Genomic DNA, 25,986 nt, shown 5'->3' with positions numbered 1-25,986 from the left:
GGATGTGTATGTTGATTATCCAATTTAGCAGATTCGGAGATAGCCACCAACTGGAAGGTGGATAGAAAGCGTTTGGAAATAAAATTCCACATTTGCAAATTAATTTGCAAATGTGCCGCCTCCATCCTACCCTGCAATCAGTTCCCCCGGAGAGCGTCATGGTCACCGAAACTCTTAACCCTCCCGCCAGCCTCGTCGATTTGCAGGCGCTGGCCACGCGTATTGCCCGCCGGGATCAGGACGCGCCGGCGCTCTCGCCCAAGGCGCAGGCGTTGCTGAAGGCACTGCTCGCCACCCCCGAACGCGTCGGGCTATCGACCATTTCGCAACTCGCCGAGCAGCACGCCGTCCATCCCTCGAGCCTGACGCGACTGTCGCGGGCGCTGGGCTTTACCGGCTTCAAGGCCTTCCAGGCGCTGTTCCGCGAGGACCTTTCCGGTTCCACTTTCTATTCCACGCGTGCCGAGCGATTGCTGGATTTCGGCGAAACGCCGGCGATGCGCCCCGATGCCGCGCAACACCGGGCCCTCTGGGAACAGGAGATGAGCAATCTGGCGGGCGCGGTCGAGGGCCTCGATGACGCCATGCTCGAGCGCGCCGCCGAAGGTCTCGCGACCGCACGCCGGGTCCAGGTGATCGGCCTGCGTGCGAGCTTCGGCGCGGCGCATTATCTGGCCTACTACCTCGATTATCTGCGCGAGGACGTGCAACTGGTGTCGACCACGGCCGGCGTCGGCGTCGAACAGGCCCTCGCGCTCGATGCCGACGACCTGGTGGTGGGCATCGCCTTTCGTCCCGAGACGCGGACCAGCGTCGACTACTGTCGGCTGGCCGTGGAGCAGGGCGCACGATTGGTGGCATTGACCAATCATCCGCGTTCACAGTTGGCGGGGCTTACCGACTGCCGGCTGGTGGCGCCGGCCGAGGGACCGTTCTTCTTCAATCCGATGAGCAGCCTGTTCCTGTTGGTGGAGATGCTGCTGTCGCGCGTCGCCGTGCGGCTCGGCGACGCCGCCGTGGCGTCGATCCGGCGTCGCGAGGCGTTGATCGCCCGGCTGGGCGTCGAGTGAACCTTGCCGATCATTTCCCGTTTCGTGCCTTCGAGGAGGCCTGCATGACCCGCGCAACCGATGTCCCCGTTGACTCCGACAAGACCGTCGCCGCTCGCTTGCGGGCGAGCTATGCACAGGCCGATGAGGCCACGCCGTCATCCGATACACTACTGATCAACGAGCAGTCGCGGCTGCTCGAGGCCGGCGGTCGACGGGTCTACAAGTTCGGCTTCGGCCAGTCGCCGTTCCCGGTATTCGCCCCCGTGGTGTCGGCGCTCGCCGAGCATGCCGCACAAAAGGCCTATTTGCCGGTGCAGGGATTGCCGGCGCTGCGCGAACGGGTCGCGGCCTTTCAGAGTCGTGTCGATGAAACCCGCTGGGACGCCGAGCGAGTGCTGGTCGGCCCGGGCAGCAAACTGTTGCTGTTTGCATTGATCAAGTCGTTGCCGGCGGCGGATATCCTGATTCCCGCGCCGGCCTGGGTGTCCTACGCGCCGCAGGCGCGCATGGCCGGGCAGCGTGCCGTGCGCCTCGAGGCCAGTTACGACGACCGCTGGCAAGTCACTGCGGAGACGCTCGAGCGGCATTGCCGCGAGCGGCCCGAGCGGCTCAAGGTGCTCATTCACAACGCACCGGGCAATCCCACCGGGCTGGCGCCCGATGCCGAGACCCAACAGCGCCTGGCCGAGGTGGTACGCCGCCACGGCGTGGTGGTGCTGGCCGATGAGATCTACGGCTTGCTCCATCACCGCGGCGAGTATCGCGCCTTCGCCCGCGACTATCCGGAGGGCACGGTGACCACCGGAGGATTGTCCAAATGGTGTGGCGCGGGCGGCTGGCGGCTGGGCGTGGCGCACGTGCCCGCGGCGCTGGGCGACGAGCTGTTCCAGCGCCTGCTCGGTGTCGCCTCGGAGACCTGGTCGAGCGTCGCCAGCCCCATCCAGCAGGCCGCTATCACTGCCTATACCGCGTGTCCCGAGCTCGACGCCTATCTGCAACGCCAGCGCGCTGTGCTCGGCGAAGTCGGTGGCTGGTGCGCGGCGCGGCTCAATGCCGCCGGAGTGCGCACTCACGTGCCGGATGGCGGCTTCTACGTGTTTCCGGACTTCGCCGCCCATAGCCAGCGACTGGCGGCGCGTGGCATCGATACCAGCCACGAGCTGACCCGGCGGTTGCTCGATGAGGCGGGCGTTGCACTGTTGCCGGGGAGCGCCTTCGGTTGCCCGCCGGAGCAGCTGACGGTGCGGCTGGCCTATGTGGATTTCGATGGCGGCGAATTGCTCGCTGCCTCCGGCGAAGTCCTGGGGCTTTCAGCGCTGCGTCACACGCGGGACGGGATCGATGCGATCGTCGCCTGGCTCGAGCGGGACTGACGCGTGGGCAGCGGGCTGTTACGCTGCCATGAGGTGTCGCTACCGTGCGACGCAAGTCATGTGCCGGGAACTTGATTTTTCAATGTGTTACAAGAATTTCAGGAACCTTGGCCGTCACTCGTCGTCACAGGTACACGCTTACACATGAGTATTGGAGATTTACATGCGCAAGATCACTGCACTGTTCGCTGCCTCACTACTGACCGCGGGCATGGTTTCCGCACCGGCCATGGCCCAGGAAACCCAGCAAGCAAGTGGCGAAAATGCCGCCCAGCAGCAGGCCGCGCCGACCGCGCAGGACTTCACTGACGAGCAGCTCCAGCAATTTGCCGATGCCTCGCAGGAGATCGCCGCTATCTCGCAGGATTACACCCAGCGTCTGCAAAAGGCGGAAGATCAGTCCAAACAGCAACAGATCCGCAAGGAAGCCAACGAGAAGATGGTCGCGGTCGTCGAAGACAGCGGCCTGACCGTCGAAACCTTCAACGCCATTGGCCAGGCGGTTCAGCAGGACCCCGAGCTTATGAAGAAGGTTCAGGGCATGGCCGGTCAGTCATAAGCGATTGAATCTCGTTGCAGCCGATGCGACGCATCGGTCGATGAGACCGGCAAACCGGTACTAAAAACCGGTAAGCGAGAGAGATGTGCAAGAAGGGCCGCACCGGGCTAACCGGTGCGGCCCTTCTTTTGGCTACGGCTTCTCGAATCATTGGCTAGGCTTGAACTGTAGCGACCTCGACATGGCAATGCCCGCCACCGTCGGCGTGCGAAGCGACGAGGGGATTGCCGTACGCCGCGCACGGAGCGACTATCGCGGGAGGCGTTGACCGCGGACAGGCTGATTAGGGAGGCCGGTTATGATGATCGTCGATTTGATCGATGGCGATGACTTTCGTGCACGTATTCAGGCGCTCGGCGTGCGCGTGAGCGACGACGCCTGCCCGCAGACCTGCGCGCGCATGGCGCTGTGCAAGCATCGCGAAGTCGGGGTGCCGGGGCTCGAGGATACGGTGCGCGAATTGATGCGGCATCGCGAAGTGATGCTGCCCTCGGTGCGTCAGGCGATCGAGGAATTTCTGCTGACGGGGCTTTCTTGAACCTGAGTTCGCAACTGGACCCGCGATGGTCGCGCGCGTGAGCCCACGACGATCGAACCAGCGGGCGCCGGCCATTCAGGCCGGGCGTTCGAGCGCAAACAGATCGCTGGTGCGGCAGTAGTCGGCGCCGGCCAGGCGGCCCACCGGGCGCAGCGTCTCGATATCGACGTGGCGCCCGTCCCAGACCGCCGGGTCGGCATGGATGGCGACCACCTTGGCGAGTACCAGGCGACCGGCCCGCGGCCGCTCGCCGAAGTCGATGATCTCGTAGAGCCGACAGCCGAAGGCGATCGGCGCCGCGGCGATGCGCGGAACGCAGAGATCGCCCAGCGTCGCCTTCTCCAGCCCCGCATGCACGAATTCGTCCTCTCCCGGGGCGAGGGTGGCGCTGGTGGCGTTGAGCGCCTCGATCAACGCCTCGCCCCCGATATGCACCACGCATTCGCCGACCGCACGCAGGTTGTTGATCGTATCCTTGCTGCGCGACTGTCCGTCGAGCAGCGGCGCAAAGGCGAGTACCGGCGGATCGACGCTGGCCACGTTGAAGAATGAGAATGGCGCCAGGTTGGCGTTGCCCTCGGCATCGACGGTCGATACCCAGGCGATCGGGCGCGGCGCGATCGAGCCGGACATCAGACGATAGACGATCGCGGAATCGAGCTCGGCGACATCGTGAAAGGCCGGGTCGGCATTGGACGTGGCGGTCATCGGGGCCTCGTGACGGTCAAAATGGCAAGCTGCCATCCCACCATGAGCCGCCGGCGGCGTCCAGCCCAGCGTTCAGCCGATTCCCAGCGCCAGGCGCAGGCCGTCGTAGACGGCGGCGTGGACGTTGCGGCTGGCGATGGCATCGCCGATGCGAAACAGCGCGAAGTGACCGCCCGGGTGGCGATTCAGACGCTGCGGGGCGATGGCGATGAAGGCCTCGAGGTCGAGTTCGCCGAGATTGCGCGAATGGCCCTTGAGATCGTGATAGAGCCCGTCGAGCGGCGCAGTGCCGTGCTCGGCGATGACCCGATCGACGCTGAGCGTCTCGTGGATGTCGCCGCAGTAGGCACTGGTCAGCGTCGCTTCGAGACCTTGTGCGCCGCGGCTGACGGCGCTCAGCGTGCGGTTTAGATGTACCTTGACGCCATGACGGTCGAAGGCGGCGATGAAGGCCGGACTATTGGTGCCGCCGACCTCGATGCCCAGCGTACGCTCGGGTGTAGCCAGGGTCACTAGGGCGCCGTGGCCGGCCAGATGCTCGGCGGCCGACAGCCCGGCAAAGCCGCCGTGATCGTCGAAGACCAATACCCGCTCGCCGGCGCGCACCGGGTCGGCCAGGGCATCCCAGCTCGACTGCACCCAGGCCTCGCCGCAGGCGAGTTCGGCATGTACCTGAGGCAGCCCGCCGGTGGCGACGATCACCGTGTCCGGTTCCAGCGCGAGCACGTCCTCGGCCTCGGCATAACAGTTGAAACGCAGCTCGACGCCGAGCCGCTGGCATTCGGCGAGGCGCCACTCGGTGATGCCGAGCATCTCGCGGCGTCGCGCCAGCAGGCTGGCGATGCGCACCTGGCCGCCGGCTTCGGCGTTGGCTTCGAGCAGCGTCACCCGGTGGCCGCGTTCGGCGCTGGCGCGCGCCGCCTCGAGTCCGGCCGGGCCGGCACCGATCACCACCACGTGGTGCGGCGTCGCGACATCGCGAACGATCACCTGCGGCAGCGTCGCTTCGCGGCCGGTGGCCGGGTTATGGATGCAATAGGCGGCGCCGTTCTCGTAGATGCCGTCGATGCAGTAGCCGGCGCCCACGCAGGGGCGGATGCGCTGCTCGGCGTCGGCTTGAATCAGCGCGGCGATGTTGGGCTCGGCCATGTGCGCGCGGACCATGCCGACGAGGTCGAGCAGTCCTTCGCGGATCGCGTAGCGCGCGGTGGCGACGTCGTTGATGCGCGCGGCGTGCAGTACCGGCAGGCCGACGGCGCGGCGCACCTCGCCGGCGAAGGCCAGATGCGGCGCCGAGGCCGCGCCCATGTTGGGGATCACCGCGGCGAGCCCGGCGTCGGAGTCGATGTGCCCGCGAATCACGTTGAGAAAGTCGATCGCCCCTCCCTGTTCGAGCAGACGACAGATCTCCAGGCCCTCGTCGCGGGCCAGCCCACCGGGCAGCAACTCGTCGACCGCCAGGCGGATGCCGACGATGAAGGCCGGGCCGACCGCCTGGCGTATCGCCTCGATAACCGCCAATGGAAAGCGCAGCCGGTTGGCCAGCGTGCCGCCGTAGGCGTCGTCGCGGCGGTTGGTCCACGGTGACAGGAAGCCGTCGAGGAAATGCCCGTAGGCCTCGATCTCGATGCCATCGAGCCCGGCGGCCTGACAGCGCGCGGCGGCATCGGCGTAGCCGCGCACGATGCGCGCGAGGTCATGCTCCTCGGCGACCTTGGGAAAGGCGCGATGGGCGGGCTCGCGAAGCCCCGAGGCGGCCACCACCGGCAGCCAGTCGCCGGCGTTGTAGCGGGTGCGTCGGCCGAGGTGGGTGATCTGGCACATCACCGCGCAGTCATGCTGATGCACGGCATCGGCGAGTTCGGCCAGCCACGGTACGATCTCGTCCTTGTAGAGCAGCAGGTTGCCGAACGCCGGCGGGCTGTCCGGGGCTACGACCGCGCTGCCGCCGATCATGGTCATGGCCATGCCGCCGCGCGCTTTGGCTTCGTGATACAGCCGGTAGCGCGTCTTGGGCAGCCCGTCCTCGGAATAGGCCGGTTCGTGCGCGGCGCTGACGATGCGATTCTTGAGCGTTAGATGACGCAGGGAGAGGGGCTGCAACAGGGGATCTGAGACGCTGGGCATCGGCGAATCTCCAGTGGGGCTGGCGGGCCGTCGTCGACGGCCCGCCGTTTATCCCTGTTGTCCCTGGGCGAGCTGCAGCGCGGGGGCGTGGCCGAGGTTGACCAGCATCCGCTCGCTGTACCAGTCGAGGAAGTCGATGACCCCGAACTCGTAGGTTTCGGAGTAGGGGCCGGGCTCGTAGGCCATCGAGTTGATGCCGCGCTGGTTCTCCTCGGCGAGACGCCGGTCCTGGTCGTTGGTGGCGTCCCAGACCCGGCGCAGCGCGGCGGGGTCGTAGTCGACGCCCTCCACGGCGTCCTTGTGCACCAGCCACTTGGTGGTGACCACGGTTTGCTGCGGGCCGAGCGGCAGCACGCGGAAGACCACGGCGTGATCGCCCATGAAGTGATTCCAGGAGTTGGGCAGGTGGAGGATGCGCAGCGACCCCATGTCGGCGCTGGTCAGCCGTCCCATCAGCTTGTTGCAGCCCGGCTGGCCGTCCATGGTCATCGACACGGTGCCGTCGAGCAGCGGCGTGCGGGTCAGGCGGTTGCGCTTGCCGAAACGCTTGAGCTGCCAGGGCACGGCCTCGCCGTCCCAATCGGCCTGCTTGCGGGCGACCAGCGCCTTGTAGTCAGGCGTGGCGCGGGGGTCGTCGGTGTCGTCGAACTCCTGCAGGCTGTTGAGGAGTTCCGGGTGCGCACCGTTGCAGTGATAGCACTCGCGGTTGTTCTCGATCACCAGCTTCCAGTTGGCCTGCTCGACGATGCTCGATTCGACGGCGACCTTGACGTCGTCCATGTGGTAGGGCTCGAGGTAGTGCTCGAGGGTCACCAGGAAGTCGTCGATCGCCGGCGGGTGCTCGGCCAGGCTGATGAAGATGAAGCCACCGGCGGTGCGCACGTTGACCGGCTTGAGGCCGTAGGCGCCAAGGTCGAAGTCGCTGCCCATGTTGCTGCCGGCGAACAGCAGCCGGCCGTCGAGCTCGTAGGTCCATTGATGATAGGGACAGACCAGCTTGGCGAGCTTGCCCTTGTCCTTGACGCACAATCGCGAGCCGCGGTGGCGGCAGACGTTGTGGAAGGCGTGCACCTCGCCTTCGGCGCCGCGCACCACGATCACCGAGTTGTTGCCGATCTCCACGGTCACGAAGTTGCCCTTGGCGGGAATTTCGCAGGTCATGGCGACGAACAGCCACTCCTTGGCGAAGATCTCCTGCATGTCCAGCGCGAACAGTCGTGCGTCGTTGTAGAACGGCTGGGGCAGCGAGAAGCTGCGCTGCCGCTCGTGGAGCAGGTTGGCGGTGGTTTCCTTGACGGCGGCCAGCGGGTCGTCGAGCGGGGAAGAGACGATCGGGTCCATGCTACGTCCTCATACGGCGCCAGCCCGGGGCGGCGCACGGTCAGTGTCGGGGTGTCATGCGAAATGTGTCGGCTTGGCGATGTCCGTATCGCTGGTTAGTTTCGCCGATTGTGGGTGGGCGCCGCGGCGGGCGATTATCTGCGCGCGACATCGGCCGATACCAGGGCGACGCGATCGTTCGATTTGCTCACGCATCCTGGATGGGCGTGGCATGCGCGCGTCGTTGGCAGACAAGTCGTCGCGTCCGGCTGTGCCCAGAATGCGCGAAAGCGCCACGGATCTCGGGTGGGCGAGACGGTGGCGTACGGCGGCCCATGTTCCGGCAGGTAGAGACAGCGATGACAACCACGACCAACTTCTTCAACCCGGTCACTACCCAGACCTGGACCAACGGCCGTCATCAGGTGCGTTGCGTCAAGCAGATCCAGGAGACCTGGGACGTGCGTACCTTCTGCTTCATGGCCGAACAGCCGGTGCTCTACTTCTTCAAGCCGGGCCAGTTCGTGACTCTGGAGCTCGAGATCGACGGTGAGCAGGTGATGCGTTCCTATACCATCTCCAGTTCGCCGTCGATTCCCTACAGCTTCTCGATCACCGTCAAGCGTCTGCCGGGCGGCCAGGTCTCCAACTGGCTTCACGATGTTCTCAAGGTGGGCGACGAACTGGTCGTGCACGGCCCGGTCGGCAACTTCAATTCCATCGACTTTCCGGCCGACAGGGTACTGATGCTCTCCGGCGGGGTGGGCATCACGCCGCTGATGTCGATGACCCGCTGGTTCTTCGACACCAACGCCAACGTCGACCTGGAATTCGTGCACAGTTCGCGCAGTCCGCGCGACATCATCTATCATCGCGAGCTGGTGCACATGTTCTCGCGGATACCCGAGTTCAAGCTGCACGTGATCTGCGAGAACAAGGACGACATCGGCGAGGCCTGGGCCGGCTATCGCGGCTATCTGACCCAGCCGATGCTCGAGATGATGGCGCCGGACTTCCTCGAGCGCGAGATCTTCTGCTGCGGGCCGCCACCGTACATGAACGCCATCAAGCACATCCTGCACGCCAACGGCTTCGACATGAGCCATTATCACGAGGAGTCGTTCGGCGCTACGCCGCTCGATGTACGCGAGGACGTGCGCGAACTCGCCGAGCAGGCCGAGGCCGCCGCCGAGGAGCTCGATTACGCCGAACTGGTGCAGGTCGAATTCGCCGGCTCCGGCAAGAGCGTACGCGTCCAGCCGGGCGAGACGGTGCACGCCGCCGCCGCCAAGCTCGGCCTGCATATTCCCAAGGCCTGCGGGATGGGCATCTGCGGCACCTGCCGGGTGGGGCTCAAGGCCGGCGAGGTCGAGATGGACCACAACGGCGGGATCACCGACGAGGATGTCGCCGAGGGCTATATCCTTTCCTGCTGCAGTCGGCCCAAGGGCAACGTGGTGATCGACTACTGAGCCGCGACGGGCATTGTCGCTTCTCCACCGAACAGTCGGTGGAGAAGCCCGCGCAGCTCGTCCTGGCGCCACCGAGCAGGGCCCGCGGGCGGCTCCAGGCCGGGCGCGAACCCGGCCGCGACGAAACGTTCGATCAGCGCCGGATCGCCGCTGATGACGTGGATCGGCACGTCGCGACTGGCATCCTCACCGGTGATCAGCGGTGCCGGCTGGTGATCGCCGAGCACGATCAGCAGCTCGTCGGCGCCCAGGTAACGCTCGGCGAAACCGCCCATGGCCGCCAGGGCGTAATCGAGTGATCGCGCATAGTGATCGCGTACCCGGGCGCTGTCCTGCCACAACGCTTCCGGCGTGGGGCCGGCATCGGCCCATGCCCTGAAGATCCTGCCATTGCCTACCTTCTCCCAGTCGACGAGCGGCACGATCGGCGTCCAGGGCGCGTGTGAACTGATCATCGCCAGCTCGGTGAACAGCGGTTGCGGTTGTGCGCGGCGGACTCTCGAGAAGTGCCGCCAGGTGAACTGGTCGGGCATGGTCACCCAGTTGAGCGCGGGGCCGCGATAGGGCATGTCGGCGGCCGCGAGAATACGTTGATAACCCAGTTGTCGGCCGGCCGGCCAGGGGGCCGTGATCGCCGGCATGATTGCCAACGTGCCATGACCGGTAGCGGAGAAATCATCGATCAACGTAGAATGGCCGGCGCTCAGCAATAGGTCGTAATGCCATTGACTGGTCAGCCACAGTCCACTGAGCACGCTGGCGTGCGCAAGCCAGGACTGTCCGCCCTGAACGGGCGCGGTGACGGTCGCGCTGGCGACGTGCAGGCCGGTCGCCGCGAAGCGTGCCTGCAGGTCGGCCAACCGGGGCTTGAGCGTCGCTGCGTAGCGTGCATCGGTGAGCGCCGAGATGCCGTAGGATTCGATGAAGGCGAGCGTCACGTCACGCCCTGCGAGGCCGGGCAACGGCCGTGTCCGCGGCCCGTCGGACGTCTTGAGCTGGCGGCGGAAATCGCTCAGCGCCCGGCGGGTTTCGCGCCCCTGCTGCCAATGTTCGGCAAGCAGGGTCAGACTTGGCGTAGCGAGCGTGCGGGTGTGATCGGCGAGTTCGGGCAGGGCTGGGAACACGGCCAGCCATGCCACTAGCGCGGCACGGCGAGCCCGGAGGGGCAGCGTCAGCGGGCGGACGCGGGCGAGTGCTCGGGCGATCAGCCACAGGCAGGCGACGGCGGCCGCCGAGCCAGCCGCGAGGAGCAACCAAGTAACGCCCCAGCCGACGTTATCGACTAACAAATGATAGGCTGGGCGCAGCAGGGCCCGGTCGAGCCAGGGGTTGAAGGGCCGGCCGAGGCTCAGTTGAATCAGCTGGTCGGCGCCTGCGAGCAGCAGCACAAGGCCCAGTGCCACGCTGGCGACGACGGCGAGCCGGCTTCGCCAGCGGCGGCCGACGAGGCTCAGCAGGCCAATCAGCCAGAGCGCCTCGAGTGCCACCCAAATTGGCTGAGTGGAATGGCCGAGTAGCCGGGGTCCCAGTAGCAGGAAATTGATGGCGAGCAAGGCCAACAGGTTATGATACAAAAGATTACCCCACGCTTGACAGGCAGCTGACCACCGGAGCGTGGCAGGATTCCATGCTATGGCATCGACGCACTAATAAAAATCAATCGCTATAGTGTGCAGGGACTGAGTGTGTAGGAACTGAGGGGTCGCATTGGTCCATTAAGGGATGAGGAATTACACATGAAGGTGTGGCAATGCCTGGTGTTGGTCGGCCTCTCGTTGGGGATGACCGTCGCCGAGGCCCAGGAGCAGGAACCCGCTGGCCAGAGCCAGCAGGAACAGGGGAGCGACGCGTCGCCACAGGACAACGGCTCATCCGACGCTTCGGCTCCGGAGGGGCAGGGCGATTCCGCGGCCCAGCAGCAGCCCGAGCCCGAACCGGAAATGATCCCCGAGATGCTCTTCGAGCGCGTCATCGAGCGTGCCAAGGGCTTGGCGGGCAGCGCCTACAGCGCCCCGCAGTCGCCCCTGCCGGACAAACTCAAGAATCTCAGCTACAACGACTATCGCAATATCCGTTACCGCAACGAGCATGCGCTGTGGCGCGATGACCGCTTGTTCGAGGTGCAGTTCTTCCATCCCGGTTTCCTCTACGACGACCCGGTCGAGATGTATGTGCTCAAGGGTGGGCACATCGACGAAGTCCGCTTCGACCCGGCGATGTTCAGCTACGAGAATAGCGCCGCGCCGCTCAAGGATCTGGTTGCCGGGATCGACCCCGACAAGCTGGGCTTCGCCGGGTTCCGCCTGCACTTCCCGATCAATACCCCCGACTACAAGGACGAGATCGTGGTGTTTCTCGGCGCTTCCTATTTCCGGCTGGTTGGCCGGGGGCAGGGGTACGGCGTGTCGGCGCGCGGGTTGGCGGTCAATACGGCGACGCAGGGGGGCGAGGAGTTTCCGGCCTTTCGCGCCTACTGGCTGGTGCGCCCCGAGCCCAACGACGCCGACATGACGCTGTTCGCGCTGCTCGACAGCCCTTCCGTGACGGGGGCCTATCGTTTCGACGTGCATGCCGGCAACAATACCGTTATCGATGTCGACGCCCGGCTATTCGCCCGCCAGAACGTCGGCAAGCTGGGCATCGCTCCGTTGACCAGCATGTTCCTGCACGGCGAGAACAGCCTGCACGATTACGACGACTTCCGCCCCGAGGTTCACGACTCCGATGGCGTGCAGATGTACACGTCCGGCAACCAGTGGCTATGGCGGCCGTTGTCGAACCCGCCGTCGCTCAACGTCACCCAACTGCGTGACAATTCGCCGCGCGGCTTCGGCCTGATGCAGCGCGACCGGGATTTCGAGCACTACCTGGACCTGGAAGCCGATTATCAGAATCGCCCCAGCCTGTGGGTGCGGCCGGCCGAGGGCGATTGGGGCGAGGGCGGCGTCGAGTTGGTCGAGATTCCCACCGAGCGGGAAATCCACGACAACATCGTTGCTTACTGGGTGCCCGATGCCGAGTTCCAGGCCGGCGACCAACGTCGTTACCAGTACCGGCTTTCAACCTACGGCGAGGCGGTGCCCGAGCACACCCTGGGCCGGGTCGTAAGGGTCCGCAATGGCTGGGGCGCCAATCCCGACCAGGCGGATCCGCCGTCTCACGACCTGCGCCGGTTCATCGTCGACTTCCGCGGTGGCGACGAACTCTCGAGCTTGGCCGCCTCACAGCCGGTCGAGGCCAATCTCAACGTGTCGCAGGGCGAGGTCAGCGAGCTCAAGGTTCGCCAGTTGCCCGACGGCAAGACTTGGCGCGCGTCGTTCAAGCTGGCCACCCAGGGCGAGAACGCGGACATGCAGCTCGAACTTCAGCTGCGTGGCCGGCGCCTGACCGAAACCTGGAGCTATTTGTGGAATCCCGATGCCTTGTGAAAACGATTCTCGTGACCGAACGGTGAAGCACGACGCCGACTCGCCGGTCGCCGAGCAGACGAATCGGGTGGAGGACATGACCGGCGACACGGCGACCGAGGCCCAGCCCGGTGTTCCCGATCACCAGCGCATGCCGTTATTGTGGCTACGCCGGCTGATCTTCTTCACCCTGTCGCTGCTGACCAGTCTGCAGGGTGCCTACATGATGTTCGACATCCTGCGCGCCAATGGCCTGACCGTGCTCGAGCTGTCGATCCTGGTGCTGTTCGTGTGCATGTTCGCCTGGATCGCGGTGTCGTTCTGGACCGGTATCGTCGGGTTCCTGGTGGTCTTCTGCAAGCGCGACCCACTGACGCTCAAGCGTGCCGCGCCGCTCGACGAGACGCTCGATCCCGAGCGACGCATCGCGTTGCTGATGCCGGTCTACAACGAAGACACCGAGCGGGTGATCGCCGGGCTCGAGGCGACCTGCCTGTCGCTGATCGACACCGGCAAGTCGGCGGCCTTCGATGTCTTCCTGCTCAGCGATACCACCGATGCCGAAGTCGCCGAGGCCGAGCGGCGTGCCGCCGCCGCCCTGCGTCGGCGTCTCCCGGCCGGCCTGACCCTCTATTACCGCCGTCGCGAGCGCAATATCGGTCGCAAGGTGGGTAACCTGGCGGATTTCTGTTCGCGCTGGGGGCAGCACTACGAGAGCATGCTGATTCTCGATGCCGACAGCGTGATGGGCGGGCGCACGCTGGTGCGCATGGCGGCGACGATGCAGGCCAACCCGCGCCTGGGGCTGCTGCAGACCGTGCCATTGCCGGTGCGTTCGAACACCCTGTTCGGGCGCTTCCTGCAGTTCGCGGCGACCCTCTACAGCCCCATGCTGGCGGCCGGGCAGAGTGTCTGGCAGGGCGATACCGCCAACTACTGGGGCCACAACGCGATCATTCGCGTCGAGGCCTTCGTCAAGCACTGCGGGCTGCCATCGCTGCCCGGCAAGGCGCCGATGGGCGGCGAGATCCTCAGCCACGATTTCGTCGAGGCGGCGCTGTTGCGTCGCGCCGGCTGGGAGGTGCGGCTGCACGCCGGCCTCGAGGATAGCTACGAGGAACTGCCCGGCAACATGGTCGACTACGCCAAGCGCGATCGGCGCTGGTGCCAGGGCAACATGCAGCACTTGCGGCTGCTGCTCGCCAAGCGCCTGCACCCCATCAACCGCCTGCATTTCCTGCTCGGCGCGCTGGCCTATGTCGCCTCGCTGCTGTGGCTGATCATGCTCAGCCTGAGTACCGTGGATGCGGTCTTCAATGCGCTGGCCAAGGTGCGCTTCTTCAACTCGGGATACCAGCTGTTCCCCGAATGGCCCGAGTCGCGGGTGGCGATGATTGCCTCGCTGCTGGCGATCACCGTGATCATGCTGCTGTTGCCCAAGCTGCTGGGCATCGTGGTCGGCCTGCAGCAGCGTCGGCGCGATTTCGGCGGCGGCCTGCGGCTGACCGTCAGTGCGCTGATGGAGATCATCTTCTCGGTATTGATCGCGCCACTGATGATGGCGTTCCACGCCTGGTTCGTGATCAGCGTGTTGATTGGGCGCACCGTGTCGTGGAGTTCCCAGGTGCGTGGCGGGCGACTGATTCCGTGGAGCGTCGCCTGGCGGCGAACCGGGGCGATGACGCTGATCGGGATCGTCTGGGGGGTGATCAGCTACTACTACGCGCCGCTGTTCTTCTGGTGGCTGTCGCCGGTGCTGCTGGGCATGGTGCTCTCGGCGCCGCTGCTGCGTTACACCAGCAGTATTCGCGGCGGTGAATGGCTGCGCCGCTGTGGCCTGATGTGTATCCCGGCCGATGTCGATACGCCGGAGGTTCTGAAGAGGCTGGAAGCTCTGGAGCACCGGCCTGCGGCATCCTCCGCCACTGACGATACTCCGGCCGAGGCGCTGCTGCCGGCAGGCGAACGTCATCAGGAGATGCCCGTCCAGTCGCTGAAGGCGCCCTGGGGGCTAGGCGGCGCGCCGTATCCGGGCAAGCAGGATGCTTAATTCTTTTCGGCATAGCCACATTTCTACAAATAACTTCATGATCTAAAGCGAGGCGGTCAGAATGCGTTACGTTCCCTTCGTAATGCAGGACCGCCATGCCTCTCGATGCCTGGATAGCGCTCGCCACCGTCATCGCCGTGTTCGTGCTGATGGGCACCACGCGCCTGGGCGCCGACATCATCCTGCTGGGCGGGGTCATCCTGCTGTTCGTGCTGGGGGTGATCGATGCCCAGCAGGCGCTGGCGGGCTTCTCGAGCAGCGGCCTGTTCACCGTGGCGTTCATGTACGTGCTGGTCGCCAGCATCCGCGAGACCGGTGGCATCGATCTGATCATACGTTACGTATTGGGTCGCCCCAGCAGCGAGTGGCGGGCCTCCTGGCGGCTGTTGCTGCCGGTTTCTTTTATGAGCGCCTTCGTCAACAACACGCCGGTCGTGGCTACCTACATTCCCGCGGTGATCGGCTGGAGTCGTCGGTTGCGGATGCAGCCGCACCGCTTTTTGATGCCGTTGAGCTTCGCCTCGATCCTCGGTGGCACCTGTTCGCTGCTCGGCACCAGTACCAACCTGGTGGTCCATGGCCTGCTCAGCGACCGTTATCCCGAGTTGACGCTGCGTCTGTTCGATATCGCCTGGGTCGGCGTGCCGGTCACCCTGGTGGGGTTGGTGTACCTGCTATGCCTCGGCAATCGCCTGTTGCCGAGCCGGCGCAGTGCCGACCAGGCCTTCGAGAACCCTCGCGAGTTCACCATCGAGATGGCGGTGGCCGCTGGCGGACCGCTGGTCGACAGGACGGTCGAGGAAGCGGGGCTGCGTCACCTCGGCGGGCTGTTTCTGGTCGAGATCGAGCGCGACGGCAACGTGGTCAGCGTGGTCGGCCCGGGCGAGAAGCTCAAGGGCGGCGACCGGCTGATCTTCGCCGGGACCCGCGACGCGGCGGTCGAACTCCAGCAGGTCCGTGGCCTGCAGCCCTCGAGCCTCGGCGAGTCGAGCCTGAGCAAGGATTTTCGCGAGCGTCGGCTGGTCGAGGCGGTGGTCTCCGACCAGTGCCAGTTCATCGGTCAGCGTATCCGCGAGGGGCATTTCCGTACGCTCTACGGCGCGGCGGTGCTCGCGGTGTGCCGCAACGGCGAGCGGGTCGCCGGCAATCTCGGCCAGATCCGCTTGCAGCCGGCCGACGTGCTGCTGCTCGAGGCGCGTCCGCCGTTCATCGAGCGCCATCGCCAGTCGCGGGACTTCCTGCTGGTCAGCCAGATCAACGGCCAGGCACGGCCCGTCCACGAGAAGGCCTGGCTGGCCTGGAGCATCCTCGCCGGCGTGGTGCTGCTGGCCTCGCTGGGCGTGATGAGCATGCTCAAGGCGGCGATGCTGGGTGCCGCGTTGAGCATGCTCAGTGGTTGCTGCACGGTGGGCGCGGCCAAACGCGGGCTGGATACCCGGGTACTGCTGACCATCGCCGCCTCGTTCGGCCTGGGTGCGGCGCTGGAGAGCTCCGGCGCCGCCGCCGCGATCGCCGGCCAGGCGCTGGGCCTGGCCGGCGGCGACGCGTATCTGCTATTGATCGGTTGCTACGTGCTGGTGGCGCTGCTCACCGAGTTGGTCACCAACAACGCGGCGGCGGTGATCGCCTTCCCGGTGGTGACCACCGCGGCCGAGAGCCTGGGGGTGAGCGTGATGCCGTTCGCCATCGCGGTGATGTTCGCCGCCTCGGCGAGTTTCCTGACGCCGATCGGCTACCAGACCAATCTGATGGTCTATGGCCCGGGCGGCTATCGGTTCGGCGATTTCCTGCGCGTGGGCGGGTTGCTCGACCTGCTGGTCGGGGCCACGGCGCTTTTGTTGATACCGCGTTTCTGGCCCTTCTGACCGCCTGGCCGGGCGGCGTGATAGGCTGGCGCAAACGATCGATCGAATGAGGAGAAGACATGCCCCGAGAGCCATTGATCATCGAGCCGCGCAACGGCGCGAGCGCCGATGCGGCGCTGATCCTGCTGCACGGGCTGGGCGCCGATGGCAACGACTTCGCTCCGCTGTTGCCGGCACTCAACCTGCCCAAAGGCCTGGCGCTACGCTGCGTGTTGCCGCACGCGCCGCAGCGCGCGGTGACCGTCAACGGCGGGATGCGCATGCCGGCCTGGTACGACATTCTGGCGATGGATCTTTCCCGAGAGGTCGACGAGGTGCAGCTCAAGGCCTCGGCGGGCTACGTCCATGAATTGATCGATGCCCAGCGTGCGGCCGGCATCGACAGCCGGCGGATCGTCGTCGCCGGTTTCTCGCAGGGCGGCGCGGTGGCCTACGAGGCGGCCCTGAGCTATCCCGAGCCGCTGGCCGGATTGCTGGCGCTGTCGACCTATTTCGCCACCGCCGATTCGCTGCGGCTGGCAGCCGCCAACCTGGACCTACCCACCGCCGTGCATCACGGCACCTTCGACCCGGTGGTTCCCGAACAATTGGGCCGCGCGGGTTATGAAAAGGTCCGCGAACTGGGCGTGCCCGCCGAATACCGCAGCTTTCCCATGGCCCACGCGCTATGCCCGGAGCAGATCGGGGTGATCGGCGACTGGCTGGGCCAACGACTGGGTTGAGCGCGCCGGTCCCGGCCGGCTCAGTGCTTGAGCCGTTCGAGATCCTCGCGCGAGGGCAGCGCGGCGTAGGCACCCGGTAGGGTGACGGCATGCGCGCCACAGCGGCAGGCGATCCGGACCGCGCGCTGCAGTCCCTCGCTGTCGTCGCACCAGTCGGCAAAGCCGGCGGCATCGATGTCGGCCTCGGCGAGCATCGCCAGCAGGCCGCCGATGAAGGCGTCGCCACCGGCGGTGGTGTCGACCGCCTGGACCGCGGGCGGGACGATCTCGAAGCGTTGGTCGAGGCGGTGCACACTCACCGGCTCGGCGCCGTCGGTGATCACCACCAGCCGCACCCCGGCGGCCAGGCGCTGGCTGATCCAGGCGTCCACCGGATGGTCGCCGCGCAGCGCCTCGACCTCGTCGGCGGAGAGCTTGACCAGTTGGGCACGGTCGAGCAGCGCGGTGACCCGAGCGACGTCGACCTGGCCGTCCGGCCACAGGTTGGCGCGCAGGTTGGCGTCGACGCTGACCAGGCTACCCGAGCGCTGGGCGATGTCGGCCAGCGTCAGGGTGGTCTCGGCGATGGTCTCCTCGGTCAGGCTGTTGCTGCACAGGTGGACGATCGCCGGTTTGGCGAACACCCCCGTCGGCAGGTGCTCGAGCCGATACAACAGATCCGCCGCCGGCGGCCGGTAGAAATCGAAGGTGCGCTCGCCGTGCGCGTCGCGCGAGACGAAGGCCAGCGCGGTGCGCGCCTCGGAGGTGGTCACCACGCCCGAGACGTCGACGCCGTGGCTGGCCATCTCGTCGGTCAGGAATCGCCCGAAGCGGTCCTCGCCGACCATGCCCAGAAAGCGGCTGGGCACGCCGAGCCGGGCGCAGGCCACGGCAACGTTGGCCGGTGCACCGCCGGCATAGGGGGTGAAGGTTTCCTGGCCGCTGGCGTCGCCCAGGCGGCTCGATAGCATGTCGACGAGGGCCTCGCCGAAGGCGATCACGGGAGTCATCAGCGCTTGCCTTGCCGGTTGGTGGATGGCTTCTTGGACGTCTTCGCGCCCGCCGTCTCGGCGGGGCGATGCGCCGGGAAATGCTCGCGCATCAGGGCCAGCAGACCCTGGGTCGAGGCGTCGAAGTCCTGGGTGCGTTCGTCGATGCGCTCGCTGATCTCGCCGGCGATGCGCTTGCCGAGCTGCACGCCCCACTGATCGAAGGAGTTTATGTTCCAGATCACCCCCTGGACGAACACCTTGTGTTCATAGAGCGCGAGCAGCGCGCCGAGGTTGCGCGGCGTCAGTTCGTCGAGCAGCAGCGTGCTAGACGGCCGGTTGCCGGGGCAGCTGTAGGGGTCGAGTCGGCTGCCTTCCTGGCTGCCCTCCATGAAGGCGTTGGCCTGGGCGAGCATGTTGGTGAGCAGCGCGAAGTGATGCTCCTCCATGCCCTCGTCGGGCTTGAGCGAGGCGATGAAGTCGATCGGCACGTAGCGCGTACCCTGGTGCAGCAGCTGGAAGAAGGCGTGCTGGCCGTTGGAACCGGTCTGGCCCCAGACGATCGGGCCGGTCTTGTAATCCACGGGATGGCCGAAGATGTCCACCGACTTGCCGTTGGACTCCATGTCGAGTTGCTGCAGGAACGACGGCAACTGATGCAGCGCCTGATCGTAGGGCACGATGGCCTGGGTCTCGGCGCCCTGGAAGTTGATGTACCAGATGCCGATCAGCGCCATCAGCACCGGCATGTTCTGCTCGAACGGCGCCTCGATGAAGTGCTGATCCATCTCGTAGGCGCCCTCGAGAAGTTCCATGAAGCCATCGAAGCCGATCGACAGGGCGATCGGCAGGCCGATCGACGACCACATCGAATAGCGCCCGCCGACCCAGGCCCAGAACTCGAAGACGTTCTCCTCGCGAATGCCGAACTCCATCGCCGCCTTGCGGTTGGTCGAGGCGGCGATGAAGTGCGCGCCGACATCGGCGTCTTCGCCGGCGTTGTCGAGGAACCAGCGTCGCGCGGTCTTGGCGTTGAGCAGTGTCTCCTGGGTCGAGAAGGTCTTGGTCGATACGATGAACAGCGTGGTCGCCGGATCCAGCGCCCTCAGCACCTTCTGGATGTGCGCGCCGTCGACGTTGGAGACGAAGTGGAAGTTGAGTTCGCTGTGGCGATACTTGAGCAGTGCCCGGCAGGCCATGTTGGGACCCAGGTCCGATCCGCCGATGCCGATGTTGACCACGTCCTTGATGCGCTTGCCGTTGTAGCCCTTCCAGCTGCCGTCGCGGACGGCCTCGGAGAAGTCGCGGATCTGCTCGCGGGTGCTGCGGATCTCGGGCATCACGTCCTTGCCGTCGACCATCAATGGCTCGTCGGCGAGGTTGCGCAGGGCGGTGTGCAGTACCGGGCGGTCTTCGGTGACGTTGATGATGTCGCCGGAGAACATCTGCGCGCGGCGCTGCACCAGCGCCGAATGCTTGGCCAGCTCGATCAGCTTGGCGAGCACCGCATCGGAAATGTGGTGCTTGGAGTAATCGAGGAACAGCCCGCCGACGCGCAGACTCATCTTGTCGAAGCGCGCGGGATCGGCGGTGAAGTAGTCGCGGATGCGATCGTCGGCGGTTTCCCGGTGCAGGCGTTGCAACGCCTGCCAGGTCACGCTGCGGGTGAGTTGGAACATGAGGGCGTGTCCTTTTGTTGTCAGCGTCAATTGAGGGTCGAAGGTGAATCGTGTCACGTGATGATCCCGCGCCTCAGTATGACGAGCAATTCGCCATTGGCCGAAAGCGCATTTACCGAAAGCGCCGTTCAGCCGACGCGATGGCCGCGCGACTCCTCGAGCAGCATGAACCAGGTGGCGCGGTCGATCGTCAGGTTGCTGTCGGTGACCAGCGCCTGGATCCGCGAGGCCTTGAGCGTGCCGATCACCGGCACCGGCGAGCCGGGAATGCGCCGCAGCCAGGCCAGCGCGAGTCCGGCCCGGCTGACACCGAGGGTTTCGGCAAGCGAACTCAGCGAGCTGCCGAGGACGTCCTCGAAGACGCTGCCGCCGCCCAACGGCGCCCAGGCCATCGGCCGGTGGCCGTCGTTGAGCACGGCGTCGTAGAGGCCGTCGAACAGCGGCTCGGCGTGGGCCAGCGAGAGTTCCAACTGATGAGCGTACAGCTCGTGGCGCATCGCGCGCTGCAGGCGTCGCCACTGCTCGGGCATGAAGTTCGACACGCCGACCGCGCCGACCTTGCCGGCGTCGATCGCGGCATCGAGCGCCCCGGCCGTTTCCGCGGGTTCCATCAGCGGGTCGGGGCGGTGCAGCAGCAAGTGATCGAGGCGCTCGACGCCCAGCCGCGCAAGCGAGGCGTCGATCGAGGCGCTCAGGTACCCGGGAGTGGTGTCGTAGTGCTTGACGGCGAAACCCGAGTCGTCGAGCCCGGGAAGCACGATGTTCACCTTGGCTACCACGCGCACGCGAGAGGCCAGCGCCGGGCGTGCCCGGAGGGCTTCGCCGAAGCGCGTCTCGCATTCGCGGCTGCCGTAGATGTCGGCATGATCGAACCAGTGCAGACCTTCGTCGAGACGCGCCTCGAGCCAGTCGGCCAGCGCCGTGGGCGTCGACAGTTCATAGGCGTTGTGAAGGCGCATCATGCCCAGCAGGAAGGGCGCGTCGAACGCCAGCGGGTCGCTCATGCGAAGTCCCCGTCGCGGCTGATGGTGGTCGACAGCAAGTGCTGGGCGCCGGGGACCAGCCATACCGGATCGACCCGCGTGCAGGCCGCCTCGACGCACAGGAAGCGCTGGCCCGCGTCGGCGGGGGTGTCGTCGGGCAGCGCGCTGTCGGGATGCCAGACCACCGTCGAGTCGCTGCCCTGCTTGGCGATGCGCAGGCGGCGCACGCCGTCGTCGAGAACCGCCTCGCGGTTGGACTGGTAGATGCGATCGACCGGCCCGCGGATGCCCAGCTCGCCCTGCTGGACGTGCTCGGCGAAGCCCTCGAGCTTGTCGAGATAGCGCGCGCCGGCCAGGCCCTCGACGCGGCACCAGTGGCAGTGCTTGACGCTGAAATAGCTGTGCAGCGCGCCGGTGTACTTGACCGGCGTTTCGCCGATGTGTTCGGTGATCACCTCGACATGCAGCCGGTTGGCGTTGGCCTGGATCACCACGCGGGGCACGAGCTGTTCATGTAATCGCTCGACCGGCGACAGGTGCAGTTCGATGCCTTCCTGATGCTCGTCGGCGGCATCGAGCCGCCAGTCGGCCGTGCGCGCCGGGCCGTGCGTCGGACCCTTGCCATCCGGCGACTCGTCGGCGAACCACGGCCAGCAGACCGGAATGCCGCCGCGGATCGCCCCGGGCAGCGCCTGCGGGGTCGGCGTCACCCACAGCCAGCCGTCGATGTCATCGCCGGGGGGGCGAAAATGCAGCACCTGGGCGCCCTGCAGCGATACGGCGAGCTCGCCCCAGGGTTCGTTGGCCAGCCACACGTCGCGGCCTTCCCATTCGGCCCGGCGCTGGCCGCGGGTGTCATCGATCAAGTGACGCAGACTAGCGGGGATCATGAAACCTCCTGGTTGTGCAGGGCTTCGCAGGCGCCGAGCAGGCCGGTCCAGGGCGCCGTGACCACCCACACCGGCAAGCTGGCGTTGAAGTCGCTCATGCGCCCCTTGTCGGCGAAGGCGCGACGAAAATCGCTTTGCGGAAGCCAGTCGATCAGTCGCGGCACGACGCCACCACAGAGATAGACGCCACCGCGCGCGCCGAAGGTCAGGGCCGCGTCGCCGCAGACGTCGCCGAGCATCTTGAGAAAGCGCAGGATCGTCGCCTCGGCGATGGGATCGCCGTCACGCGCGCCATCGGTGACCGCCGCCGGGCTCTCATGGCGTGGGCCGATGCCCGCATCGTGAGCGTGGGCGCGATACAGATCAAGCAGCCCCTGGCCGCAGAGCACGCGCTCTACCGACACGCGACCGTAGCTGCCGCGCAGGAAGGATACCAGTTGCTGCTCGAAGGCGTCGGTGGGTGCAAAGGTGACGTGGCCGCCCTCGGTGGGCAACGGAATCCAGTCGTGCTGGCCGGGGAACAGCCCGGCCATGCCCAGGCCGGTGCCCGGGCCGATCACCAGGCGGGCGCGGTGGGCTTCGGCCTGACCCTCGCCGATCGCGACCAGTTGATCGGCGTCGATGTGCGGGACGCCCAGCGCCTGAGCGGTGAAATCGTTGATCACCTTGAATAGATCGAGCTCCAGGTCGGCCTTCACCCGGCGCTTGGAAAAGCGCCAGGCGTTGTTGGTCAGGCGGACATCGTCATCATGCACCGGACAGGCGAACGCCAGGCAGGCCTCGCGCGGAACGCGCTCGCCGTCGGCGCCGACGCGGGCCAGGTAGTCGCGGACCGCGGCTTCCAGCGTCGGGTAGTCGGCACAGCGCAGGGTCTGGATATCCTGCAGGTCGAAGGTGTCGGGGGTCACCAGCGCGAAGCGCGCATTGGTGCCGCCGATGTCGCCGATCAGCGCCGGACGCGTCATGCGGTACGCTCTCCATTGTCGACGTCGCGCGCCTCGAAGCCGCCGAAGGTGGCGGCGCCATCCTCGGCCCCGCCGACCAGGCTGCGGAAGCCGGCGAACAGTTCACGACCCATGCCGTAACGGTAGCTCTCGATGTCGGTGGTGACGGGCTCGCGAGCCTGCCATTCGGCGTCGTCGACCAGCGCCTTGAGCTCGCCGTTCTCGGGATCGAGGCGTACCACGTCGCCCTCGCGCAGGCGCGCCAGCGGACCGCCGTCGTAGGCTTCGGGGGTCACGTGGATCGCCGCCGGGACCTTGCCCGAGGCGCCCGACATGCGCCCGTCGGTGACCAGCGCCACCTTGTAGCCGCGATCCTGCAGCACACCGAGATAGGGGGTCAGCTTGTGCAGTTCGGGCATGCCGTTGGCACGCGGTCCCTGGAAGCGCACCACCACGACCACATCGCGGTCGAGTTCGCCGGCGTCGAAAGCCGCCTTGAGCTCGTTCTGGTCGCTGAACAGGCGCACCGGCGCTTCGACGTGACGGAATTCGGGCTTGACCGCGGAGATCTTGATCACCCCGCGGCCCAGGTTGCCGTCGAGCACGGCGAGACCGCCGGTGGGCGAGAACGGCTCGCTGGCCGGGCGCAACACATCCGGGTCGAGGCTCTCGGTGGGCCCCTCGCGCCACACCAGTTCGCCGTTCTCGAGGAACGGTTCCTGGGTATAGTCGGAAAGGTCGCCGCCGAACACGCAGTCGATGTCGCGATGCAGCAGGCCGGCGTCGAGCAGTTCGCGAATCAGATAGCTCATGCCGCCGGCGGCCTGGAAATGGTTCACGTCGGCCTGCCCGTTGGGATAGATGCGGGTCATGCTGGGCACCACCGCGGACAGTTCGGCGAAATCGTCCCAGTTGATGGTGATGCCGGCGGCGCCGGCCATGGCGACCAGATGCAGGGTGTGGTTGGTCGAGCCGCCGGAGGCCAGCAGGCCGACCATGGCATTGACGATCGCCTTCTCGTTGATCTGCTTCCAGAACGGCCGGTAGTTGCCGCCCGGCTCGCTGTTGCGGATCGACTGTTCGGCGGCATAGCGGGTCAGCGCCTCGCGCAGCGGCGTGTTGGGATTGACGAAGGAGGCGCCCGGCAGGTGCAGGCCCATCATCTCCATCATCAGCTGGTTGGAGTTGGCGGTGCCATAGAAGGTGCAGGTGCCGGGGCCATGGTAGGACTCGGACTCGGCTTCGAGCAGCTCGGCGCGACCGACCTTGCCTTCGGTGTAGAGTTGGCGCACGCGGGCCTTCTCGCTGTTCGACAGGCCGCTGGTCATCGGGCCGCCCGGCACGAATATCGCCGGCAGGTGGCCGAAGCGGGCCGCACCGATGAACAGGCCCGGCACGATCTTGTCACAGATGCCCAGGTAGAGAGCGGCGTCGAACATGTTGTGCGAAAGCGCCACGGCGGTCGCCATGGCGATCACGTCGCGCGAGAACAGCGACAGTTCCATGCCCGGCTGGCCCTGGGTGACGCCGTCGCACATCGCCGGCACGCCGCCGGCGAACTGAGCGGTGGAGCCCATCTGGCGTGCGGCTTCCTTGATCATGTCGGGGAAGGGCGCCAGCGGCTGGTGAGCGGACAACATGTCGTTATATGACGAAACAATGCCCAGATTGGCGCTGTTCATCAGTTTTAGCTGATTCTTGTCCTGCGGCCCGCAGGCGGCGAAGCCGTGCGCCAGGTTGCCGCAGGAAAGCTCGCCGCGATGCACGCCCTGGCGGTGCTGATCCTGCATATGACGCTCGTAGGCGGCGCGGCGCTCGGAGGAGCGCTCACGGATGCGCTGGGTGACGCTGGAAATGGTGTCGTGGATAGCCATGGACAACCCCTAGTCACTGTTAGGTAAGTATGTGTGTAAATTTACCAAAAAATTTACTTGAACGTCGTCATTCTTTGGGCCAGATTGTGCATAAAGCGTAGGATTATTTCATGGCGATCGCCTCTCGCTCCAACAGGAGAGCGAGAGGCGATCGCGTAGCAGGTTCACGCCACCACGTTGCTTTGAAGGAGGCCACCATGACACTGCGTGTCGCCATCAACGGGTTCGGACGTATCGGTCGTAACGTTTTGCGAGCGTTATATGAAAACGGCTATCGGGATCGTATCCAGGTGGTCGCCATCAATGACCTGGGCGATCCGGCGCTCAATGCGCATCTGCTCAAGCATGACAGCGTGCACGGTCATTTTAGTCACGATGTCGGCCACGACGACGAGGCGCTATCGGTCGACGGCGATCGAATCAGCACGCTCGCCCAGCGCGATCCCGCCCAACTGCCGTGGCGCGAGCTCAAGGTCGATCTGGTGATGGAGTGCACCGGGCTGTTCACCAAGCGCGATGCGGCTGCCAAGCACCTCGAGGCCGGCGCCGAGCGGGTCTTGATCTCGGCACCCGGAACCGACGTCGACGCCACGGTGGTCTACGGCGTCAACGACGACATATTGACCGCCGAGCATCGCGTGGTTTCCAACGCCTCGTGCACCACCAACTGCCTGGCGCCGGTGGCCAAGGCGCTCAACGATGCCCTGGGCATTGAAAACGGCCTGATGACCACCGTGCACGCCTATACCAACGATCAGCACCTGTCGGACGTCTATCACAAGGATCCGTACCGGGCGCGTAGCGCGACCCAGTCGATGATTCCCACCAAGACCGGTGCCGCCGCCGCGGTCGGCCTGGTGTTGCCGGAACTCAACGGCAAGCTCGACGGCCTGGCCGTGCGTATCCCGGTGATCAACGTCTCGCTGGTCGACCTGACCTTCACCGCGAGTCGCGAGACCAGCAAGGAAGAGGTCAATGCCATCGTCGAGAAGGCGGCGGCCGATTCGTCGATCCTGGCGGTCAATGCTCAGCCGCTGGTGTCGATCGACTTCAATCACGACGCCCATTCCTCCACGTTCGACGCCAACCATACCCGCGTCAACGGCCGGCTGGTCAAGGTCATGGCCTGGTACGACAACGAGTGGGGCTTTTCCAACCGCATGCTGGATACCGCCTTGGCGATGCAGGCCGCGGCTCGCTGAATTCGGTATCCCCGTCAGGTGTGGCGGCGTGCCGGTGAGACCTCCTCGCGCTCTCACGGCTCCGTACGGATGTCGCATCGGCATGCCGCCGCCTTATAATACTCGCTGACGATTGCAGGGCGCCTTGGGCGCCCTTTTTTATATGCCGGCTACTAGGAGCAGTGGCTTACGAGGCGTGGCGGCGATGGCTTACGAGTGAAGCGCTGCCGGAGGCCAAGTCCGTTCGAGGACTCGATGCTGGCCTGCTAAGCTA

20 protein-coding genes are annotated in these 25,986 nt (G+C 66.1%); 10 read left to right on the top strand and 10 right to left on the bottom strand.

Annotated features, from left to right (window positions below):
* Positions 1-158: 158 nt before the first annotated feature.
* From R6258_RS15460 to R6258_RS15445, 4 genes are all read left to right on the top strand, one after another.
* Positions 159-1,070, top strand: coding sequence for a MurR/RpiR family transcriptional regulator (locus R6258_RS15460; protein ID WP_318452577.1), 912 nt, complete (start codon positions 159-161; stop codon positions 1,068-1,070).
* 44 nt (positions 1,071-1,114) lie between these two features.
* On the top strand, positions 1,115-2,425 hold the full coding sequence (locus R6258_RS15455) for a pyridoxal phosphate-dependent aminotransferase (RefSeq protein WP_318452575.1): 1,311 nt from the start codon (positions 1,115-1,117) through the stop codon (positions 2,423-2,425).
* 163 nt (positions 2,426-2,588) lie between these two features.
* Positions 2,589-2,984 carry a DUF4168 domain-containing protein gene (locus R6258_RS15450; RefSeq protein WP_318452573.1) on the top strand — a complete coding sequence of 132 codons (396 nt, stop codon included), beginning with the start codon at positions 2,589-2,591 and terminating at the stop codon, positions 2,982-2,984.
* A gap of 298 nt (positions 2,985-3,282) precedes the next feature.
* On the top strand, positions 3,283-3,522 hold the full coding sequence (locus R6258_RS15445) for a hypothetical protein (protein ID WP_318452569.1): 240 nt from the start codon (positions 3,283-3,285) through the stop codon (positions 3,520-3,522).
* A 75-nt stretch (positions 3,523-3,597) separates the two neighbouring features.
* Here the strand turns inward: R6258_RS15445 and R6258_RS15440 are convergent, their stop codons facing one another.
* The 3 genes from R6258_RS15440 to R6258_RS15430 all read right to left on the bottom strand — a co-directional run bounded on the left by R6258_RS15440 (position 3,598) and on the right by R6258_RS15430 (position 7,698).
* On the bottom strand, positions 3,598-4,155 hold the full coding sequence (locus tag R6258_RS15440; protein WP_412176388.1) for a flavin reductase family protein: 558 nt from the start codon (positions 4,153-4,155) through the stop codon (positions 3,598-3,600).
* Positions 4,156-4,302: 147 nt separating this feature from the next.
* Complete coding sequence (locus R6258_RS15435) at positions 4,303-6,357, bottom strand: NADH:flavin oxidoreductase (RefSeq protein WP_318452557.1); 2,055 nt, start codon at positions 6,355-6,357, stop codon at positions 4,303-4,305.
* A gap of 48 nt (positions 6,358-6,405) precedes the next feature.
* A complete protein-coding gene (locus tag R6258_RS15430) occupies positions 6,406-7,698 on the bottom strand; it encodes an aromatic ring-hydroxylating dioxygenase subunit alpha (RefSeq protein WP_318452556.1) in 1,293 nt (430 codons plus the stop codon).
* A 338-nt stretch (positions 7,699-8,036) separates the two neighbouring features.
* On the opposite strand from R6258_RS15430, the gene R6258_RS15425 reads away from it, so the two are divergent.
* The gene (locus R6258_RS15425; protein ID WP_318452553.1) at positions 8,037-9,149 is read left to right on the top strand and encodes a hybrid-cluster NAD(P)-dependent oxidoreductase; all 1,113 of its coding nucleotides are present in this window, start codon (positions 8,037-8,039) and stop codon (positions 9,147-9,149) included.
* Here R6258_RS15425 and R6258_RS15420 read toward each other — a convergent pair.
* A complete protein-coding gene (locus R6258_RS15420) occupies positions 9,143-10,723 on the bottom strand; it encodes an alkaline phosphatase (protein ID WP_318452546.1) in 1,581 nt (526 codons plus the stop codon). The genes R6258_RS15425 and R6258_RS15420 overlap by 7 nt on opposite strands.
* Positions 10,724-10,885: 162 nt before the next feature.
* On the opposite strand from R6258_RS15420, the gene R6258_RS15415 reads away from it, so the two are divergent.
* The 4 genes from R6258_RS15415 (at position 10,886) to R6258_RS15400 (ending at position 17,193) form a co-directional block, all read left to right on the top strand.
* Entirely contained in the window at positions 10,886-12,577 is a 1,692-nt protein-coding gene (locus R6258_RS15415) for a glucan biosynthesis protein (protein WP_318452542.1), read from the top strand.
* 22 nt (positions 12,578-12,599) lie between these two features.
* Complete coding sequence (gene mdoH / locus R6258_RS15410; RefSeq protein ID WP_318452539.1) at positions 12,600-14,606, top strand: glucans biosynthesis glucosyltransferase MdoH; 2,007 nt, start codon at positions 12,600-12,602, stop codon at positions 14,604-14,606.
* A gap of 95 nt (positions 14,607-14,701) precedes the next feature.
* Positions 14,702-16,471, top strand: a complete 1,770-nt coding sequence (locus R6258_RS15405) for an SLC13 family permease (protein WP_318452537.1) — start codon at positions 14,702-14,704, stop codon at positions 16,469-16,471.
* Between the two features lie 59 nt (positions 16,472-16,530).
* Positions 16,531-17,193, top strand: a complete 663-nt coding sequence (locus R6258_RS15400) for an alpha/beta hydrolase (RefSeq protein WP_318452535.1) — start codon at positions 16,531-16,533, stop codon at positions 17,191-17,193.
* Between the two features lie 20 nt (positions 17,194-17,213).
* On the opposite strand, the gene R6258_RS15395 is transcribed toward R6258_RS15400, so the two are convergent.
* The 6 genes from R6258_RS15395 to edd all read right to left on the bottom strand — a co-directional run bounded on the left by R6258_RS15395 (position 17,214) and on the right by edd (position 24,531).
* Positions 17,214-18,182 carry a carbohydrate kinase gene (locus R6258_RS15395; protein ID WP_318452533.1) on the bottom strand — a complete coding sequence of 323 codons (969 nt, stop codon included), beginning with the start codon at positions 18,180-18,182 and terminating at the stop codon, positions 17,214-17,216.
* Positions 18,182-19,840, bottom strand: a complete 1,659-nt coding sequence (pgi, locus tag R6258_RS15390) for a glucose-6-phosphate isomerase (protein WP_318452524.1) — start codon at positions 19,838-19,840, stop codon at positions 18,182-18,184. The genes R6258_RS15395 and pgi overlap by 1 nt, the downstream gene beginning before the upstream one ends.
* A gap of 128 nt (positions 19,841-19,968) precedes the next feature.
* Positions 19,969-20,844, bottom strand: coding sequence for an aldo/keto reductase (locus R6258_RS15385; protein WP_318452519.1), 876 nt, complete (start codon positions 20,842-20,844; stop codon positions 19,969-19,971).
* Positions 20,841-21,713, bottom strand: coding sequence for a D-hexose-6-phosphate mutarotase (locus tag R6258_RS15380; RefSeq protein ID WP_318452517.1), 873 nt, complete (start codon positions 21,711-21,713; stop codon positions 20,841-20,843). The genes R6258_RS15385 and R6258_RS15380 overlap by 4 nt, the downstream gene beginning before the upstream one ends.
* Positions 21,710-22,678, bottom strand: coding sequence for a glucokinase (glk, locus tag R6258_RS15375; RefSeq protein ID WP_318452513.1), 969 nt, complete (start codon positions 22,676-22,678; stop codon positions 21,710-21,712). The genes R6258_RS15380 and glk overlap by 4 nt, the downstream gene beginning before the upstream one ends.
* Positions 22,675-24,531, bottom strand: coding sequence for a phosphogluconate dehydratase (edd, locus tag R6258_RS15370; RefSeq protein WP_318452511.1), 1,857 nt, complete (start codon positions 24,529-24,531; stop codon positions 22,675-22,677). The genes glk and edd overlap by 4 nt, the downstream gene beginning before the upstream one ends.
* A gap of 197 nt (positions 24,532-24,728) precedes the next feature.
* On the opposite strand from edd, the gene gap reads away from it, so the two are divergent.
* A complete protein-coding gene (gene gap / locus R6258_RS15365; protein ID WP_318452509.1) occupies positions 24,729-25,733 on the top strand; it encodes a type I glyceraldehyde-3-phosphate dehydrogenase in 1,005 nt (334 codons plus the stop codon).
* Positions 25,734-25,986: the final 253 nt, after the last annotated feature.

It is taken from the genome of Halomonas sp. HP20-15, assembly GCF_033446685.1.
GTDB lineage: Bacteria > Pseudomonadota > Gammaproteobacteria > Pseudomonadales > Halomonadaceae > Modicisalibacter.
Note: the sequence above shows the minus strand (reverse complement) of the source record. Positions and strands in the feature narration are given on the sequence as shown.